This is a genomic window from Pseudoduganella sp. GW821-FHT05F09 (assembly GCF_059419605.1).
Map to the genome: position 1 here is coordinate 324729 of NZ_JBWKSD010000005.1, position 17178 is coordinate 341906.

The following is a 17178-nucleotide window of genomic DNA, read 5'->3' on the forward strand; positions in this document are numbered from 1 at the left end:
CTTAGTCGCGGTGGCCGCCGGCGCCGCGCGTTTTGAGCTGGTCCAGCAGCACGGCGGCCAGCAGGATCAGGCCGCGCACCAGGTACTGGTAGAACGCATCCACGTTCATCAAATTCATCACGTTTTCCACGGTGCCCATGATCAGCACGCCCACCAGCACGCCGATGATGCGGGCCTTGCCGCCCTGCAGCGACACGCCGCCCAGCACGCAGGCCGAAATCACGTCCAGCTCAAAGCCCTGCGCCGCATTCGGCTGGCCGCTGGTGATGCGCGAAGCCAGGATCAGGCCCGCCATGGCGGTGACCAGGCCTTGCAGCAGGAAGATCCACACGCGCAGCTTCTCCACCTTCACACCGGCCAGGCGCGCGGCCTCCGGATTGCCGCCCACGGCCAGCGTGTTGCGGCCGAAGACCGTGTGGTTCAGCAGCACGCCGAACACCAGGAAGCACACCGCCACCACGATGACCGGCAGCGGCAGGCCGAACACGCGCGCGTCGCCGAAGCTGATGAAGGCGTCGTTGGCGATGCCCACCGCCTGGCCCTGCGAGGCGATGAAGGCCAGGCCGCGCACCATCAGCATGGTGGCCAGCGTGGCGATCAGCGCGTTGATGCGCAGGTAGGCGATCAGCACGCCGTTGCCGGCGCCGATCAGCGCGCCGGCAGCCAGGCCGCCTATCACCGCCACCGTCACGCTGCCGGTGCGTTCCAGCAGCATGGCGCCCAGCACGCCGGAGAAGGCGATGGTGGAGCCCACCGACAGGTCGAAGTCGCGCGAGGCCAGGCACAGCATCATGGTGCAGGCCACCATGCCGATCTGCGCCACCGACAGCATCAGGCCGACCACGTTACCGGCCGAGAAGAAGTTCTCCACCGTCAGGGCCAGCACGGTGAACAGGGCGATGTACAGCAGCGGCATGCTGTAGTCGGCCAGCCAGGCGTGCTTGCGCTGGACCGTGGCGGCGGGGGCGGACGCCGGCGCTTCCGGCGCGGCGGAGGGATTGGAACTCAGGCTGTTCATTGCAAACTCCGGGATGGGGTATGGCCGGCCGCGCTCGCGGCCGGGGTCATGGTTTGGACTGCGTCCGGCAGCGCCAGGCGCAGCACGGCGGTTTCGCTGGCGTCCGCGCGCGACAGTTCGCCGCTGATGCGGCCTTCGCGCATGACCAGCACGCGGTCGGCCACGCCCAGCACTTCCGGCAGGTCGCTAGAGATGACGATGACGCAGCAGCCACGCTCGGCCACTTCATGGATGATGCGGTAGATCTCGTTGCGCGCGCCGACGTCGATGCCGCGCGTGGGCTCGTCGAGGATCAGCACTTTCAGGTCCGGTTCGGCCAGCCAGCGCGCCAGGATGACCTTCTGCTGGTTGCCGCCGGAGAGCAGGCGGATTTCCTGCTCGCGGTGGGGAGTTTTGATGCGCAGGCGGCGGATGAAGTCATCGGCGCGCGCGGCTTCCTCCTTGTGGCGCAGGAACAGGCCGCCCAACAGGCTGTTGCGGCGGCAGCTGATGTTGATGTTCTCGGCCACCGAGGCGCGCGCCAGGATGCCCTGCTCCTTGCGGTCCTCCGGGCACAGCACGATGCCGGCCGCGATGGCAGCGGACGGGCCGCTGGCGGAGACGGCTTTCCCGTCCAGCAGCACCTGGCCGGCGCTGCGGCGGTCGGCGCCGTACAGGAGGCGCATCAATTCGCTGCGGCCGGCGCCCACCAGGCCGAAGAAGCCCAGCACTTCGCCGCCGCGCACGCTGAAGCTGGCCGGGCCGTCCAGCGCCGCGCCGTCCAGGCCGCGCACCGACAGGCGTTCGCCGTGCGCGGGACGGGTGCGGTAGTCGTAGATGTCGTTCACTTCGCGGCCGACCATGTCGGCGATCAGGCGCTCGCGCGGCACCTCCGCCATCACCGGATGGGTGACGATCTTGCGGCCGTCGCGGAAGATGGTGCAGGTGTCGCACAGCGCGTACAGCTCTTCCAGGCGGTGCGAGATGTAGATGATGGTGCGGCCGTCGGCGCGCAGTTCGCGCACCAGGCGGAACAGCACTTCGCTTTCGCGGTGCGACAGGCTGCTGGTGGGTTCGTCGAAGGCGATCACTTGCGCGTCCTGCATCAGCGCCTTGCAGATCTCCACCATCTGGCGCTGCGCGATGGACAGGTCCGCCAGGCGCGCGGCGGGGTCGAGGTCCACGCCCAGTTCGGCCAGGCGGCGCGTCACCAGCTGCTGCGCCGCCTTGTGGTCCACCAGGCCAAAGCGCGTGGGCAGGCGGCCCAGCAGCACGTTCTCGGCCACGGTCAGCTCCGGCACGTATTGCAGCTCCTGGTGGATCACCGCCACGCCGGCGGCGATCGCATCGGCCGCCGAGGTGAAGTGGCGCTCCTTGCCCGCCACCACCAGGCGGCCGCCGTCCGGCTTGTACTGGCCGCCGAGGATTTTCAGCAGCGTGGACTTGCCGGCGCCGTTCTCGCCCAGCAGGCCGTGCACGGTGCCGGCGTGCGCTTCGAAGCTCACGCCGTTCAGCGCTTTCACGCCGGGGAAGACTTTGCTGACGTCTTCAAATTGCAGGTACGCGGACACTTTTAGCCTCCGGCTTTCACCAGTTCGGCCTGGTTTTTGCGCGTCATCAGCGTGCCCTTGGTCAGCGTGACTGCCGCAGGCGGCTGGTTGGCGGTGATCCACTGGTGCATCATCAGCGAGGATTCATAGCCGTGGCGCTTGGGGCTGATCTGCACGGTGCCGTAGAAGCCGGTGGCGGCCGGCTTGGCGAATTCGTTCAGCGCGGTCTTGCTGCCGCCGATGCCGATGCCGATCACCGAGTCGGCGCGCAGGCCGCGTCCCTCGGCGGCGCGCACCGCGCCCAGCACCGCTTCGTCGTTCAGGCCGAAGGCCACCCAGCGCTTGAAGCGGGCCTGCTTGGTGAGCGCGATATTGGCGGCGTTGAAGGCGCTTTCGGTGTCGGTGCGGCTTTGCGGCGCATCGACGATGTTCGCCAGCGGGAAGCCGGATTCCTTCAGCGCGTCCACCGCGCCCTGGGTGCGCTCCTTGGCGGTTGGCAGCTGGTCGTAGGCGATGCGCAGCGCGCCCACTTCTTCCGGCTTCCAGCCGCGCGCTTTCATTTCCTCGGCCAGGCCCAGGCCGACCTGGCGGCCGATCTCGTAGCCCGAAATGCCCATGTGCGGGATGCTGGCGATAGGCTTGCCCGCGCCGTCCACCAGGCGGTCGTCGACCGACATCACTTTCAGGTTCTGGCGCTTGGCCTGGCGCTCGACAGCCGCGCCCAGTTTCACGTCCGGCGCGCAGATGACGAAGCCCTGCGCTTTTTGCGCGGCCAGGTTGTCGATCGCGGCCATCATTTTTTCGCCGTTGGGCACGCCGATTTTCACCAGCGTGAAGCCCTTCTCCTTGGCGGCCTGCTCGGCAAAGCGCCACTCGTCCTGGAACCACGGTTCCTCGGCCTGCTTGACCAGGAAGCCGATCTTGACCGGGTCCGCCGCCTGCGCGGTGTGGGTGGTGAACGCGGCTGCGGCCAGGGTGGCGGTCAGCGCTGCTGCAAGTAGCTTGATCTTCATGCTTGTCTCCAGTGAGTTATTCTTGGGGCTTATTCTTTTACATCGTTAAACAGCGTGCAGGGCATGCCGCTGGCGCCCGCGCCATCCATCACATGCAGGCCGGCCGCGCTGCCCACCACCAGCTGCTGCAAGCCGGGACCGCCGAACGCGGGCCGGGTGGGATGCACCGCCGCGACAAGCTCGCTGCGCAGCGCGGCCCCGTCCGGCGCGTAGCGCACCACGCGGCAATGGCCGTCCGCGTCCAGCGCCTGGGCGCTCCATACGCACCCGGCGCTATCGACGGCGGCGCCGCGCGGGCGGGCGTCCTGCGCGTCGGCGAACAGGCGCACATTGGCCACGCGCGCCGCCTCCGCATCATAATCGCACTGCTGGATGCGGCGGGTGGCGGCGTCGCTGAAGTACATGACGCGGCCGTCCGGACTAAAACAAATGCTGTTGGCGGCGGCGACCGTGGGCAGCGCCAGCCTGCGCAAGCCGTGGTGCGCTGAATACTGGTAAAAACTGCCTATGGCCTGCGCCGTGCCCTGCGTCCCGGCGGCGGTGCCCGTGCCGAACACGAAATTGCCGGCGCGGTCGGTGCTGCCGTCGCTGATGGCGGTGCGCGGCTCGGCCGGGTCCACCGCCATGGCGGGCTGCGGCGGACGCCGTCCCAGGCCTTGCAGCGGGGCTGCGGCCAGGTCGGCGAAGCACAGCCACTTGGCCTGCGCCAGCAGCACCCGGCCGGAGCGGCAGAATGCGAAAGCGCTTACCGAGTCCGGCAGGCGGCTGCGCAGCGGCGCGCTGCCGGGCGCCCACAGGTACAGCGCGGCGCTATCGGGATCGGTCCACCACCAGCGGTCCGCGTGCCAGCGCAGGCTGTCCACGCCGGCGTCCGGCGCAAGCGCCTGCGCCGCCGCGGGGGCCGTGTCCTGGCGCGCGGCGCGGTCCATCAGCCACGCCATGCGCGCACAAAGGCGCGGGCGCGTTCGCCGACTTCGCCCGCGCTCAGGCCGGGCTGGTACAGCGCGCCGCCCAGGCCGAAGCCCGCCACGCCGGCCGCGCGGTAGACCGCCATGCCTTCCGGCGTAATGCCGCCCACCGGCAGCAAGCGCAGCGCGGGCGGCAGCACGGCGCGCATGGCGCGCACCAGCGTCGGCGTGACCAGTTCGGCCGGGAACAGCTTGACCGCGTCCGCGCCAGCATGCAGGGCGGCGAAGGCTTCGGTCGGGGTGGCGGCGCCGGGCACGCAGAACATGCCGGCCGCCTTGGCGGCGCGGATGACTTCCGTGTCCGCGTGCGGCATCACGATCAGCTGGCCGCCGGCCTTTTTCACGTCGTGCACCGCTTCCACGCCCAGCACCGTGCCCGCGCCCAGCAGGGCGTCGGCAGGCAGGCTGCGCGACAGGCGCGCGATGGACTCGAGCGGCTGCGGCGAATTGAGCGGCACTTCTATCATGCGGAAGCCCGCGTCATAGAGGGCGGCGCCCACGCCTTCGGCTTCCTCCGGGCGCAGGCCGCGCAGGATGGCAACCAGGGGGAGCGCTTCGAAAGCGCTGTCGAAAATAGATGGGTTCATGCTGAATTCTCCTTCGCGGCTCAGGCCGGGACCACGCCTGCGGCTTGCGCCAGGCTGAGTAGTCCCGCTGGCGCGGTGTTGTCCAATACCAGGGCTTGCACGCCACTGTAACGCCTGAGCGCCAGCTGGTAGCGCACGCACAGCGCCGGGCTGCCGACCAGCGCCAGCGGCGCGTGGTCCAGTTTCGCATCGGCGCGCCATTCCAGGCCGGCGCGCAGTTCATGGCCGATCAGCAGGCCGGAAAGATAGTCGCCCAGCGCCGGCGCCGGCATGCGGCCGGTGACGCCCAGGCTGCGGGCAGAAAAGATCTGGTGGCTCATGCCGAGGTGGCCGGCGTCGCGCGCCATTTCCACGCCTTCGCAGAACGCCGCTTCGTCGAAGCCGCCGCTGTCCTGCATCAAACGGCCCAGCACGGAATGCTGGCGCAGCACGGCGTACAGTTCGCCCGTCATGTGGGTGGCAAAGCGCTCCACGCGTCCACCGCGCACCTGGGCCCATTTCGAGTGGGTGCCTGGGAGGACGATGCAGGCCTGTTCGCGCAGTTCGGGCCGCAGCTGCAGGGCGCCGACGATTTGCGTTTCCTCGCCGCGCATAAGGTCCGGCGGCAGGCCGCCGCCATCCTTCAGCAGGCCGGGAATGATGAGGGCCGCGCCGTCCGGCGTGCGGCGCATGCCGGCGGCCAGCGCGCGCGCGTCCGCCGGGCAGGTGGCGTAAGGCACGTCCACCCAGCCGTACTGGCTGCCCACCATGCCGCAGGCCAGCACCGGCAGTTCGGGACGGGCGCGCATCCAGTCGCCCGCCGCTTCGTCCAGCACCGCCGCGTAGGCGTCCGCGCCGGACAGCGTCGCCGCGCCCTGCGCGGTGGCCCGTTCCACCAGCGCCAGCCCGTCGGCGCCGATCAGGAAGGCGCGCAGGCCGCTGCTGCCCCAGTCGATGCCGATCAGCCGCGCCGCAGCCAGGGCGCCGGCAGGGCTGGACGCGTGGCTTACCATTCCGCCACGCTGCCGTCGAAGTGGCGCCACAGGGGATTGCGCCAGTCGGGCGCGTTCTTGCTGGCCTCGATCACGCGCTTCTCGTCGATTTCCACGCCCAGGCCCGGTTTCGGCAGCGGCTTGATGTAGCCGTTTTCGAGGTGGAAGTCCTCTTTATTGGTGACGTAGTCCAGTACTTCGGCGCCCTTGTTGTAATGGATGCCCATGCTCTGCTCCTGCAGCACGGCGTTGTGCGACACGAAGTCCACCTGCAGGCAGGCCGCCAGCGCGACGGGACCCAGCGGGCAGTGCGGCGCCAGCGCGATGTCATACGCCTCGGCCATGGCGGCGATCTTCACGCATTCGGTGATGCCGCCCGCGTGCGACAGGTCCGGCTGCACGATGGACAGGCCGCCGGCATGGAAGACATTCTTGAATTCGAAACGCGAGTACATGCGCTCGCCGGCCGCCAGCGGGATCGAGGTCGATTCGGCCAAGCGCGGATAGTACTCGGCCTGCTCGGCCAGCACCGGCTCCTCCACGAACAGCGGGCGGTAAGGTTCCAGCGCGCGCAGCAGCACTTTGGCCATGGGCGCGGCCACGCGGCCGTGGAAGTCGATGCCGAATTCGATCTCGTTGCCGAAGGCGCTGCGGATCTCGGCGATGCGGCCCACTGCCGCGTCGACGGCGGCGGCGCTGTCGATGATGCCGAATTCCTCGGTGCCGTTCATTTTGAAGGTGTCGAAGCCCGCTTCGCGCAGCGTGCGGATGCCCTCGATCACGTCCGCCGGGCGGTCGCCGCCTACCCAGCTATAGGTTTTCATGCGGTCGCGCACCAGGCCGCCCAGCAGTTCGTACACCGGCACGCCCAGGGCCTTGCCCTTGATGTCCCACAGCGCCTGGTCGATGCCGGCCATGGCGCTCATCAGGATGGCGCCGCCGCGGTAGAAGCCGCCACGGTACATGACTTGCCACAGGTCGTTGATGCGGCGCGGGTCCTGGCCGATCAGGTAGGGCTCGAACTCCTGTACCGCCGTTTCCACAGTGCGGGCCTTGCCCTCGATGACAGGTTCGCCCCAGCCGACGATGCCCTCGTCGGTTTCGATTTTGAGCAGCATCCAGCGCGGTGGCACACGGTACGTAGTCAGCTTGGTAATTTTCATGGCGGTCAAAAGTGATGGTGTGATGGCAGTCTAGCGCGCCTACCTAACTCGGAAATATGCAATGTTTGCGCAAACCTATGCGGATTTGGCATATCGGCGGGTTACAGCGCAGCGCCGCAACCCGCCACCGCGCATCAGAACTTGTAGGTCAAGCCCAGGTTGTAGCGCCGCCCGAAGTCCGTCACCTCCTGCTGGTACGGATTATTGGCGCTGGTATAGATCACTTTCTGGTCCGTCAGGTTCTCAATGCCAAAACGCAGCTGCAGATGCGGCGTAAGCTGCTTGGCCAGGTTCAGCGACACAAAGGTCTCCGCCTCGTTCTCGATCAGCTGGCCCGCGCTCCAGGTGGGGTTGCGCACGAAGGCACTGTGGTAGTTGGCCGACAGGCGCGCCTCGTAGCCGTCGCGTTCGTACCACACGGTGGCGCCGCCGTTATGCCGCATCAGGCCTTCGATCGGGAAGGGATGGCCGGCCGGGAAGTTCTCCTTGATGTCGCTGGCGGTGTAGGAGTAGTTGCTGGAGATGCCGAAGCCGTTGGCGAAGGACTGCTGGTAGATCAGCTCCAGCCCGCGCACATTGCCGCCCTCGCCGTTCACCGAACGCGTGATGACTGCGCTGCGGCCGTTGATGGTGGTGGTGTCGCCGGTGATGCCGATGTAGCGGCTGATCTGCTTGTAGAACAGGCCTGCGGACAGCAGCGAACCCTTCTCGAAGTACCACTGGTAGGCCAGGTCGGCCTGGTTGGCCATCATCGGCTTCAGGCCGGGGTTGCCGGCGCTGCCGGTGAGCGGCTGCGCGGGGTTGGAGTCCACGTTCAGGTTGCGCGAACCGCGCATTTCATCCAGCGGCGCGCGCGACATGGCGCGGGCCAGGCTGAAACGCAGCTGGCGCTCCTGCTTCTCGTCCAGATTGAAAATCAAATTCAGGCTGGGCAGGAACTCGGTGTAGCTGCCGCTTTCGCTGACGGCGGTGGGGGCGGCGCCGTTCAGCGACTGCATGCCTTCGCCGGTCTGGCGCGTGCGCACCACGCGCAGGCCTACGTTGCCGCGATAGTTCTCGCCTTCCAGCTCGCCCTGGCCGTACAGCGAGGTGCTGCGCTCGGTGACCTTCCAGCCGGACAGCAGGTCGTTCTGCGTTTTCACGCGGCCGGCCGGGTCGAAGGCGCTGGCGCCGAACACCTTGGTGGTGGTGCCCATGAAGTCCTTCAGCGCGATATAGGGTGCAAAGCCTTTCACGGCCACGCGCTCGTAGTCGGAATCGGCGATGGTGCCGGTCGGCGACAGGGTCCAGGTGGTCTGGCCGTAGCTCTTTTCGCGGTCGGTGGCGCGCGCGCCCATCTTGATGCGCTTCAGCGGACCGGCGTCCAGGTCGCGCGAAGCGTTCAGGTGCAGCGCGGTGAGCTTGTCGTTCAGGTGGCCGTCGGTGTCCACGTACATCGTGGCGGGACCGAAGTTGGCGGGGTTGCCGGTGTCCTGGCCGAAGGAGTAGTCCTGGCGCTCGTTGCCGGTGAAGGCCCAGCTGATGGTGCCGTTGTTCTTGCTGAACTGGCGCAGGTCGCGCCACTGGCTGTCGCGGCCGGAGCGGGAGCTCGACAGGTCGCCTTCCAGCTTCCATGCGCCGGCGTTGAACTTGCCGTTCAGGCCCAGGGCCAGCGTGTCCATGTCCTGCGTCCACAGGCTGTCGTTGGTGGTCAGGCCCACGTCCTTCACGCTGGCGCCCACCACGTAGCCGTCGCGGATGTCCACATTGCTGTAGTTGGCCTTCTGCCAGCCGTCCCAGTTGCCCACGTCGCCGCTCCAGTGCGACAGGCCCGGCTCGCGGATCTTCGCTTGCGAGTAATAGGCGTCGGCCGTGATGAAGGCGTCCGGGCTGGCCTTGAATTCCAGCTTGCCCAGCAAGCTGGAACGCTTGTCGTTGCCACGCTTGACGCCGTCCTCGAAGCCCCATGGCGACTTATCCACTTTGCCGTCGCCATTCAGGTCGCCGGAGTGGTCCTCGTTAAAGCCCCAGTGCTTGATGTTCTTCTGCACCGAAGGCTGGTCCTGGTAGCTGAAGGCCAGCGCCACGCCCAGGGTGCGGTCGTTGAACTGGTCGATATACACGCCGCCCACGCGCGGCGCGGTCTTGTCTGCGCCCGGCACGTCCTTGGAGATGGGGTAGTACAGCGCGTCGGCGCGCAGCGTGGCCTGGCGGCCGTTGTACTTCAGCGGCTGCACGGTCTGCAGGTCGATGGTGGTGGCCACGCCGCCTTCCACCAGCTCGGCGGATTGCGTTTTATAGACGGTGGCGCCGCTCAGCGACTCGGACGGGAACTGCTCGAAGCGCACCGCGCGCGCCGGTTCGGACGAGGCCAGCTCGCGGCCGTTCAGCGTGGCGCCGATAAAGCGCGGGCCGAGGCCGCGCGCCACGATCTGGCTGGCGTTGCCGCGGTCCAGGCCGGACGACAGGCCGGGCAGGCGCGCCAGCGATTCGGCGATGGTGGTGTCCGGCAGCTTGCCGATGTCCTCGGAGGCGATCACCTCCACCATGCTGTTGGAGGCCTCCTTGACCGCCAGCGCATTGCGCACCGAGCTGCGGATGCCGGACACGGTAACTTGCTGCACGGCCTCCGCAGCCTGCTGCGCCTGGGCCATCGCTTCCGTAGAGGCGAACGGCATCGTGAACAGACTGGCGATCAGCCAGCTGAGCTTTTTCTGTTTCATATTGTCTCTCCGTCGTTTTGTATGTTTTTTTATGGTTGTACCGCCAGCGTGTAGACCGGCGTGACTTTCACGCCGCGCAGCTGCGCAACTTGCTGCTTGCCGCCGAAATCGGGGCGGCCTTCCTTGGGAAGATAGATGGGCGCGTCGGCGCGCAGCGGCAGCACGGACAAGGCCAGCGAACCTTTGCCTGCATGCTCCACGGCGAACTGCCAGCCGTAGCCGCTGTAGTACCAGTCATCCAGCATGCGGGTGCCGTTGAACAGGCGGCCGATGTCGCCCACGAAGTCCAGTTCCACCAGCGCGTTCTTCTCGCCCTGCGGCAGGTCGATACGCCAGGCGGCGGCGCTGCGGAAGGATTCGGGGATAGGCTGCACGGCGGCATGCGCCAGGCCGCCCACCACCACCGGGCCGATATTCTTCGCTTCGCGCACCGGCGTGATCTTCGCTTCCAGGCGGCGCTCGGGCAGCTTGGCGTCGAAGGCCTGGAACACGCCGTCCGTGCTGGCGCGCAGCGCCACGCTGGACTTGGGCGCCTTCGGCAGCGCCGGATAGACCGCGAAGCGGAACGCGGCGTCGCCGTCCGAGCGCATGCGCAGCGCGCCGTTGTCGAACCAGGTCTGCTGCTCGCTCAGCACCAGGCGGCGCTGGCCGGCGAACTGCTCCACCGTCATGCTCTCGGCCTGCTGCGGCGTGAGCACCAGCAGCGTGACCGGCGGCTTTTGCCCGCGCTGTATGGTGACGGCCGCGCCGGTGCCGGGGGTGATGCCCTCGACGACCACATCGCCATCGGCTTCGCTGCCGGCCTTTGCCATGCGCGCGCCGGGCGCGGACAGGCTGCCCGCTGCTGCGCCTTCAAAAGCCAGTTCCACCGGCACGCCGGCGCTGGCGGCGAACACATAGGTGATGCCTGCCTTGCCGTTGTCCAGGCGCGCCACCGGCTGCGCGGTGGCGTAGGACAGGCGCGTGCCGTCCAGGTCCATGTTCACGGGCCAGATGAAGTAGCTGCCGTTGGCCACGTCCACCGGCTGGCGCGGGAAGGTCTTGGCGCCACCGGGCAGCTGTACCGAAAAACGCAGCTGTTTTTGCGCCGGCATGGCGTACTGGCGCACATGGTTGCTGACAAAGAGGAAACCGCTGTCACCCTTGCTGCGCAAGGCGAAACGCGGCGTGGCCAGGTCTTCCGGACCGGCCGGCGTCACATCCGGCTTGCGCACGGTCATGGGCGCCAGGCGGTCGCCGAAGTCGCGCATGAACAAGTGGTAGGGACGCAGCTTGGCCAGCACGGGACGCTGCTGGCCGTCCGGGCCGAGCGGCGCCTGGAAGTCGTAGCTGATCATCGGCGTGTCGTTGTAGCCGCCGGACAGCGAGCTTTCCTCCAGCGAGGTCAGGTCCATGGGATTGCGGCCGCCGTGGAACATGTAGTAGCCGATCAGGTTCACACCGGAACCCAGCTGCACCGGCAGCATGGAAGCGATATCGTCCGGCGACACCACGGTGCGGCGCCGGTACATGAAGGGCAGGCCCGCGCCGTATTCCGCGCCCAGGAAAGGCGTGGTTGCCATGTCGGTGTCGGCCGTGCCCTTGCCCTTGCGCGAGGTCTGCGCGCCCAGGTCGCCGCTCACGCGGCTGTCGAAGCGGAAGGCGTAGGTTTCCTTGGGCGGCAGCTCTTTGGTGCTCTTGGCCCAGGGTTCGTCCGGATAGCCGCCGAACACCGGCGTTACTTCGCCGGACGGATACACGGTCTGGTCCCAGCCGGTGACGGTGTACAGCGGCACGTCCACGCCGGCCTTGCGCGCCAGCGCCTTGAGCGCGCTGATGTGCGCGGCGCCTTCGCCCGGGCCGTCCAGGTTGTATTCGTTCTCCAGCTGCACGCCGATCACCGGGCCGCCGTCCTTCCACAGCAAGCCCTTGATCTGCGCGGCGGTCTGCTGGTACAGGCGCTCCGCGTGGCTCATGTATTGCGGGTCGTTGCTGCGGGTCGGCATGGCGTTCACCACCCAGTCGGGGATGCCGCCGTAGCGCACTTCGGCATGCACCCAAGGTCCCATGCGCACCACCACTTCCAGCCCGGCCTTGGCGGCCAGCTGCACGAAGCGGCGCAGGTCGCGCTGGCCCTTCCAGTCGAACTGGCCGTCGCGCTGTTCGTGGTGGGACCAGATCACATAGGTGGCGACGACGTCGATGCCGGCCGCCTTCATTTTGCGCAGCTCCGTTTCCCATTCGGCGGCGGGGGTGCGGGTGTAGTGGAACTCGCCCATCACCGGCAGCCAAGGCTTGCCACCACGGGTCAGGTACTGGCTGTTGACGCCCAGCTTGACGCCGGAAGGCGACACGGACGCGCCCATTTGCAGCTGGTTTTCAAGCGGGGTTTTGGCGGGGGCGCTGGCGTCGATGCGCAGCAGTGTTTCGGCGTTGGCCATGCCTGCGGCCAGCAACACGCCTAGTGCGTATGCTTTGTTCATTACTCTCTCCGGGAATCTAGTTATGGTTATTGCCAGCGAGTGTAAGTTCAGCAACTAGAATGGAAATATGAATAATCACGCAAGATCTATACAATAATCACATAGGTGATTATTTCGCCGCCAGCTGCGCGGCGCGGCAGCCCCACCATGCGGCCTCTTCGAAGACCGAAAAGCCCGACAGGTCGGCGTGGGCAAAGAGGATGGGGCCATCGAGTTCGCGCAGCGCTTTCATGCCGGGGTTGCTGCGGAAGCCGGGCAGCGGCGCCGCCATGGCGTGGCCGCGCAGCGTGATGTCCACGCGTTCGACGCAGGATGCGAACTGCGCGCCGTAGGCGGTCTTCAGGTCGGCGCTGGCCAGCTCCAGCAGTTCCGCCGGCGTGGCCGTCACCATCCACCGGCGCGCGCTCACCGGCGTGCGGTGGGACAGCGCCACGTAGGCGCTGAACACGGTTTTCTCCGGCGGCGTAACGCGGATGTCCTGGTGCGTGGACACCACAAAGCCCAGTCCCGGCTCCTGGTACACCACGTTGTCCCACGCCAGCGGCGCGCGCGGCAGCTCCTCCGGAAAGCGCTTGAGCAGGAAATTGGCCACCATCCACGGCGAATACACGGGCGTGTCGCGCTGCGGCTCGTAGCCCATGTCGCGTATGCCGTCCACCACGCGCTCGGCCACGTACAGCGGCATGGCGCAGATGGCCTTGCGCGCTTTCACCAGGTAGCTGCGCGGCTTGCCGTTTTCGAGGCGGAAGCACAGCGCCTCGATGCCGGCGCTGGTGCGCTTCAGCGACACCACGGTGCCGCCCGCGCGCTTTACGCCGGAGGCGCGCTCCATGCCGGAAGCCAGCGGCTGCAAGCCGCCCGGCCAGGTGAGCCAGGTGCCGTTCTCCGCATTGGCGGCGCGGCCCCAGCGGCTGCAGTAGTAGTGCAGGCCCGCCCATGCGGACACCTGGTCGTAGCGCGCGCCGTAGTCGTCGCGGCAGCAGTAGTTCAGGTACCAGTGCAAGGTGGGCGACTGGTAGCCGTTCAGCTCCAGCCACTGCTTGAGCGTGATGCCGTCCAGCTTGCGCCACTCGGGATCCTCCGAGGACTGCACGGTGGGGAAGACGAAAATCCGGCGCCCGTCGCTGCCGCGCGTCTGGCGCAGGCGCTCCACTTCGGCGAAGAAGCGCTTGTGCTCCGCCAGCTCTCCCGGCGGCACGCCTTCGGTGGGAATAAAGCCCTCTTGCCATTTACCCTTGTACAGCAGGCGTTCTTCCGGCGCGTGCAGCAGGAAGCGTTCGTCGTAATACGGCTTTTCGCCAAAGGGATCGCGCTGGATCACGCCCAGGTCGGCCAGGATTTCGCGCACATGGACGGACTCCGGCGAGGGCAGCGGCAAGTAGTGACCACCGGTGGGATACTCAAGATCGCCGAAGCGGCCGCCGGCCGCGTTGCCGTAGGGCTGCGGTCCGTCCACCATGAGGAAGTCCTTGTGTCCCAGCCTGTTCAGCTTCCACGCCGCCGACAAGCCGCCTATGCCGGAACCGAAAATGGCGACATCCGTTTCCAGCACCTCGGACGGCGGCGGCAAGGCGTGCCGGTCCCGCATGAAGTGGCCTTCGTCGCGGCCGGGGAAATGCAGCGTGGGCGTGATCTCCTGCCAGCGCTGGAAGGCCGCCACGCTGCCTGCGGCGGCCAGCCCGCTGGCGCCGGCCCAGGCCAGGAAGGAACGGCGCAGCATCAGCGTATCACCTGGCGCCAGTCCTGCTCGAATTCATGCACGAGCGACTGCGTGTTGAGTCGGTTGGGTTCCATCTTCAGGGGCTTCATATCCGGCGGGAAGATGAACATTTCGCGCGTGGTGTCCGCGTTCAGGTAGCGCATCGGCAGCTTGTAGGAGGTGGGCGGCTTGTACTCCAGCTGCGGCGATGCCAGGATGAAACCCCACTCGCCAAACGAAGGAACGTAGGCGTGGTAAGGGTGGGTTGCCAGGCCCACTTCGTTCAGCGTGGAGTTCACGGTCCAATAGGCATGGGGCGCGAAGAACGGCGAGGTGGACTGCACCACCACCAGGCCCTTTGCCGCCAGGTGCTTCTTCACCAGGCCGTAGAAGGGCACCGAGTACAGCTTGCCCAGCGCGAAGCTGGACGGGTCGGGGAAGTCGATGATGACGGCGTCGAACATCTCGGTGGAGTTCTGCAGCCACACCGCCGCGTCGGCGTTGATGACGCGGGCGCGCTTGTCGCGGAAGGAGCCGCCGTTCAGTTTCACCAGCTCTTCGCGGGTGGTGAAGGCGCCCGTCATGGCTGGATCCAGGTCCACCACGGTGGCCTGCTCGACGTTGGGATAGCGCAGGATTTCACGCAGCGCCAGGCCGTCGCCGCCGCCCAGCACCAGTACGCGCCTGGCCCACGGCAGCGCCTCCATCACCGGGTGCACCAGCGCCTCGTGGTAGCGGTACTCGTCGCGCGAGGAGAATTGCAGGTTGCCGTTGATGTAGAGGCGCAGATCGTCCTTCCAGCGCGTGATGACCAGGCGCTGGTAGGGCGTGGTGGTGGAGTAGACGATTTCGTCGCCGAACAGGCCGTGCTCGCCCCAGTGCGTCATGCGGTCCGCCGAGGCGAAGCCGAACAGCAGCACGCACATCACCACCGAGGCGCGCAGCACGCGGCCGGTGACGTTGGCCAGCTCCGCGCGGAACACGTAGATGGTCCACAGGCCCACGCCCACATTGAGCATGCCGAACAGGAAGCCGGTGCGCACCAGCCCCAGATAGGGCGCCAGCACCAGCGGGAACAGCAGCGACACGGCCAGCGCGCCCAGGTAGTCGAAGGTCAGCACGCGGCTGACCAGCTCACTGAATTCGGTATTGCGCTCGTTCAGCGCGCGCATCACCAGCGGCACTTCCATGCCCACCATGCAGCCGATCATGAACACGGTGGTGTACAGCAGGCCCCGGAACGGCGCGGTCATCCACGAAAAGGTGAGGAACAGCAGCGCGGCAGAAACGCCGCCGATCAGGCCCACGGCCAGTTCGATGTCGACGAAGCGCGCCAGCACGTCCTCGTCCTTCACGTACTTGGACAGGTGGGCGCCCACGCCCATGGCAAACAGATAGCAGCCGATGATGGTGGAGAACTGCAGGATGGAGTCGCCCAGCAGATAGCTGGACAGCGCGCCGGCGATCAGTTCGTAAGCCAGGCCGCAGGATGCCACCACGAAGACGGACAGGATCAGAATCTTTTTTGTCATGTGGGTGCGAATGTCTTATGATGAACAATTATCAGGATAGCCACTTTAACCGAGGAACGCCGTGCCGCCCATCCTAAACTATGTGATCCACCTGTTTTTGGCCGCTTTGCTGCTGGTGATGTTCTTTATGATCTACACCCGCCTCACGCCCTACAACGAGGTGCTGCTGATCAGGCAGGGGAACAATGCGGCGGCGCTGTCGCTGGGCGGCGCGCTGCTCGGCTTCTCGATGACCATCGCCTCCAGCCTGCTGCACACGGCGGACTACCAGCAGTTCTTCCTGTGGGCCTTCGGCGCCATGGCGGTACAGATCCTGGCGTACTTCTGCACCACGCGCGCGCTGCGCATGGCGCAAGACCATATTGAATCGGGCAACACCGCGTTTGGCGGCCTGCTGGGCGCCATCTCGCTGTCCATCGGCGCCATCAACGCCGCCTGCATTTCCTGACACCGCACTTTAAGGACGACTATCATGGGCCTCGGCAGCTTTATCAAGAAGCAGTTTATCGACGTTCTGCAATGGACGGAAGACACGGAGGGCGTGCTGGCCTGGCGCTTCCCCATGACGGACATGGAGATCCAGAACGGCGGCGTGCTGGTGGTGCGCGAATCGCAGGTGGCGGTGTTCGTCAACGAAGGCCAGATCGCCGACGTATTCGGCCCCGGCACCCACACGCTGACCACGCAGACCCTGCCCCTGCTGACCAACCTGAAAAACTGGGACAAGCTGTTCGACTCGCCGTTCAAGTCGGACGTGTACTTCTTCAGCACCCGCGTGCAGACCGGGCGCAAGTGGGGCACGCAGCAGCCGATCACCATCCGCGACAAGGACTTCGACATGATACGGGTGCGCGCCTTCGGCATGTACTCGTACCGCGTGGCCGACCCGCGCAAGTTCTACACCGAATTGAGCGGCACCCGCGAGGAATACACGCGCGACAACGTGGAAGAACAGCTGCGCGGCATCCTGATGGCCACCATGGCCAGCTCGCTGGGCGGCGCCAAGGTGGCCTTCCTGGACATGGCCGCCAACCAGGCGCTGATGGCGCAGGAAGTGCGCGGCGACCTGGCCGACGCCTTCGCGCGCTACGGCATCGGCCTGGATGAATTCAACGTGGCCAGCGTGAGCCTGCCGGAAGAACTGCAGGCCGCGCTGGACGAGCGCATCTCGGCCGGCATGAAGGGCGGCCTGAGCGCCGACAAGCTGAGCGGCTTCACCAAGTTCCAGACCGCCACCGCCATTCCGCTGGCGGCGCAGAACGAAGGCGGCATCGCCGGCATAGGCGCAGGCCTGGGCGCGGGCGTGATGCTGGGCCAGGCCATGGGCCAGGCGGTCGGTTCCACGCTGGCGCCGGCCAGTTCGCATCCCGCCACAGCGGCCGCTCCTGCCACTCCTGCCGCCCCCGCCGAAGACGGCATCGAAGCGCGCCTGGAAAAACTCAAAGGCCTGCTGGACAAAGGCCTGATCTCGGCCGCCGACTACGACAGCGCCAAGTCCGAGCTGCTCAAGAAACTGATAGGCTAAGACCGCGTA

General features: G+C 67.0%; 13 protein-coding genes. 2 read left to right on the forward strand and 11 right to left on the reverse strand.

Annotated features, from left to right (window positions below; all coding sequences use genetic code 11):
- Position 1: 1 nt before the first annotated feature.
- The 11 genes from araH to AC07S4_RS18400 form a co-directional block, all read right to left on the reverse strand.
- Positions 2–1018 carry an L-arabinose ABC transporter permease AraH gene (gene araH, locus AC07S4_RS18350; RefSeq protein ID WP_494988025.1) on the reverse strand — a complete coding sequence of 339 codons (1017 nt, stop codon included), beginning with the start codon at positions 1016–1018 and terminating at the stop codon, positions 2–4.
- Positions 1015–2568 carry an L-arabinose ABC transporter ATP-binding protein AraG gene (gene araG / locus AC07S4_RS18355; protein ID WP_494988026.1) on the reverse strand — a complete coding sequence of 518 codons (1554 nt, stop codon included), beginning with the start codon at positions 2566–2568 and terminating at the stop codon, positions 1015–1017. The genes araH and araG overlap by 4 nt, the downstream gene beginning before the upstream one ends.
- A 2-nt stretch (positions 2569–2570) precedes the next feature.
- Positions 2571–3560: an arabinose ABC transporter substrate-binding protein gene (locus AC07S4_RS18360; protein ID WP_494988027.1), complete on the reverse strand. Its 990-nt coding sequence runs from the start codon at positions 3558–3560 to the stop codon at positions 2571–2573.
- A 29-nt stretch (positions 3561–3589) separates the two neighbouring features.
- Positions 3590–4501: an SMP-30/gluconolactonase/LRE family protein gene (locus AC07S4_RS18365; RefSeq protein ID WP_494988028.1), complete on the reverse strand. Its 912-nt coding sequence runs from the start codon at positions 4499–4501 to the stop codon at positions 3590–3592.
- The gene (locus tag AC07S4_RS18370; RefSeq protein ID WP_494988029.1) at positions 4489–5115 is read right to left on the reverse strand and encodes a 2-dehydro-3-deoxy-6-phosphogalactonate aldolase; all 627 of its coding nucleotides are present in this window, start codon (positions 5113–5115) and stop codon (positions 4489–4491) included. The genes AC07S4_RS18365 and AC07S4_RS18370 overlap by 13 nt, the downstream gene beginning before the upstream one ends.
- Before the next feature lie 20 nt (positions 5116–5135).
- Positions 5136–6107: a 2-dehydro-3-deoxygalactonokinase gene (locus tag AC07S4_RS18375; RefSeq protein WP_494988030.1), complete on the reverse strand. Its 972-nt coding sequence runs from the start codon at positions 6105–6107 to the stop codon at positions 5136–5138.
- Complete coding sequence (dgoD, locus tag AC07S4_RS18380; protein WP_494988031.1) at positions 6101–7249, reverse strand: galactonate dehydratase; 1149 nt, start codon at positions 7247–7249, stop codon at positions 6101–6103. The genes AC07S4_RS18375 and dgoD overlap by 7 nt, the downstream gene beginning before the upstream one ends.
- Before the next feature lie 134 nt (positions 7250–7383).
- The gene (locus AC07S4_RS18385) at positions 7384–9951 is read right to left on the reverse strand and encodes a TonB-dependent receptor (protein ID WP_494988032.1); all 2568 of its coding nucleotides are present in this window, start codon (positions 9949–9951) and stop codon (positions 7384–7386) included.
- 29 nt (positions 9952–9980) lie between these two features.
- Positions 9981–12413, reverse strand: coding sequence for a beta-galactosidase (locus AC07S4_RS18390; protein WP_494988033.1), 2433 nt, complete (start codon positions 12411–12413; stop codon positions 9981–9983).
- Between the two features lie 109 nt (positions 12414–12522).
- Positions 12523–14133: an NAD(P)-binding protein gene (locus AC07S4_RS18395; RefSeq protein WP_494988034.1), complete on the reverse strand. Its 1611-nt coding sequence runs from the start codon at positions 14131–14133 to the stop codon at positions 12523–12525.
- Positions 14133–15644: a polyamine aminopropyltransferase gene (locus AC07S4_RS18400; RefSeq protein ID WP_494988035.1), complete on the reverse strand. Its 1512-nt coding sequence runs from the start codon at positions 15642–15644 to the stop codon at positions 14133–14135. The genes AC07S4_RS18395 and AC07S4_RS18400 overlap by 1 nt, the downstream gene beginning before the upstream one ends.
- 61 nt (positions 15645–15705) lie before the next feature.
- Here AC07S4_RS18400 and AC07S4_RS18405 point away from each other — a divergent pair, with 61 nt between their 5' ends.
- Entirely contained in the window at positions 15706–16092 is a 387-nt protein-coding gene (locus AC07S4_RS18405) for a DUF350 domain-containing protein (protein WP_494988036.1), read from the forward strand.
- Between the two features lie 24 nt (positions 16093–16116).
- Complete coding sequence (locus tag AC07S4_RS18410; RefSeq protein ID WP_494988037.1) at positions 16117–17169, forward strand: SPFH domain-containing protein; 1053 nt, start codon at positions 16117–16119, stop codon at positions 17167–17169.
- Positions 17170–17178: the final 9 nt, after the last annotated feature.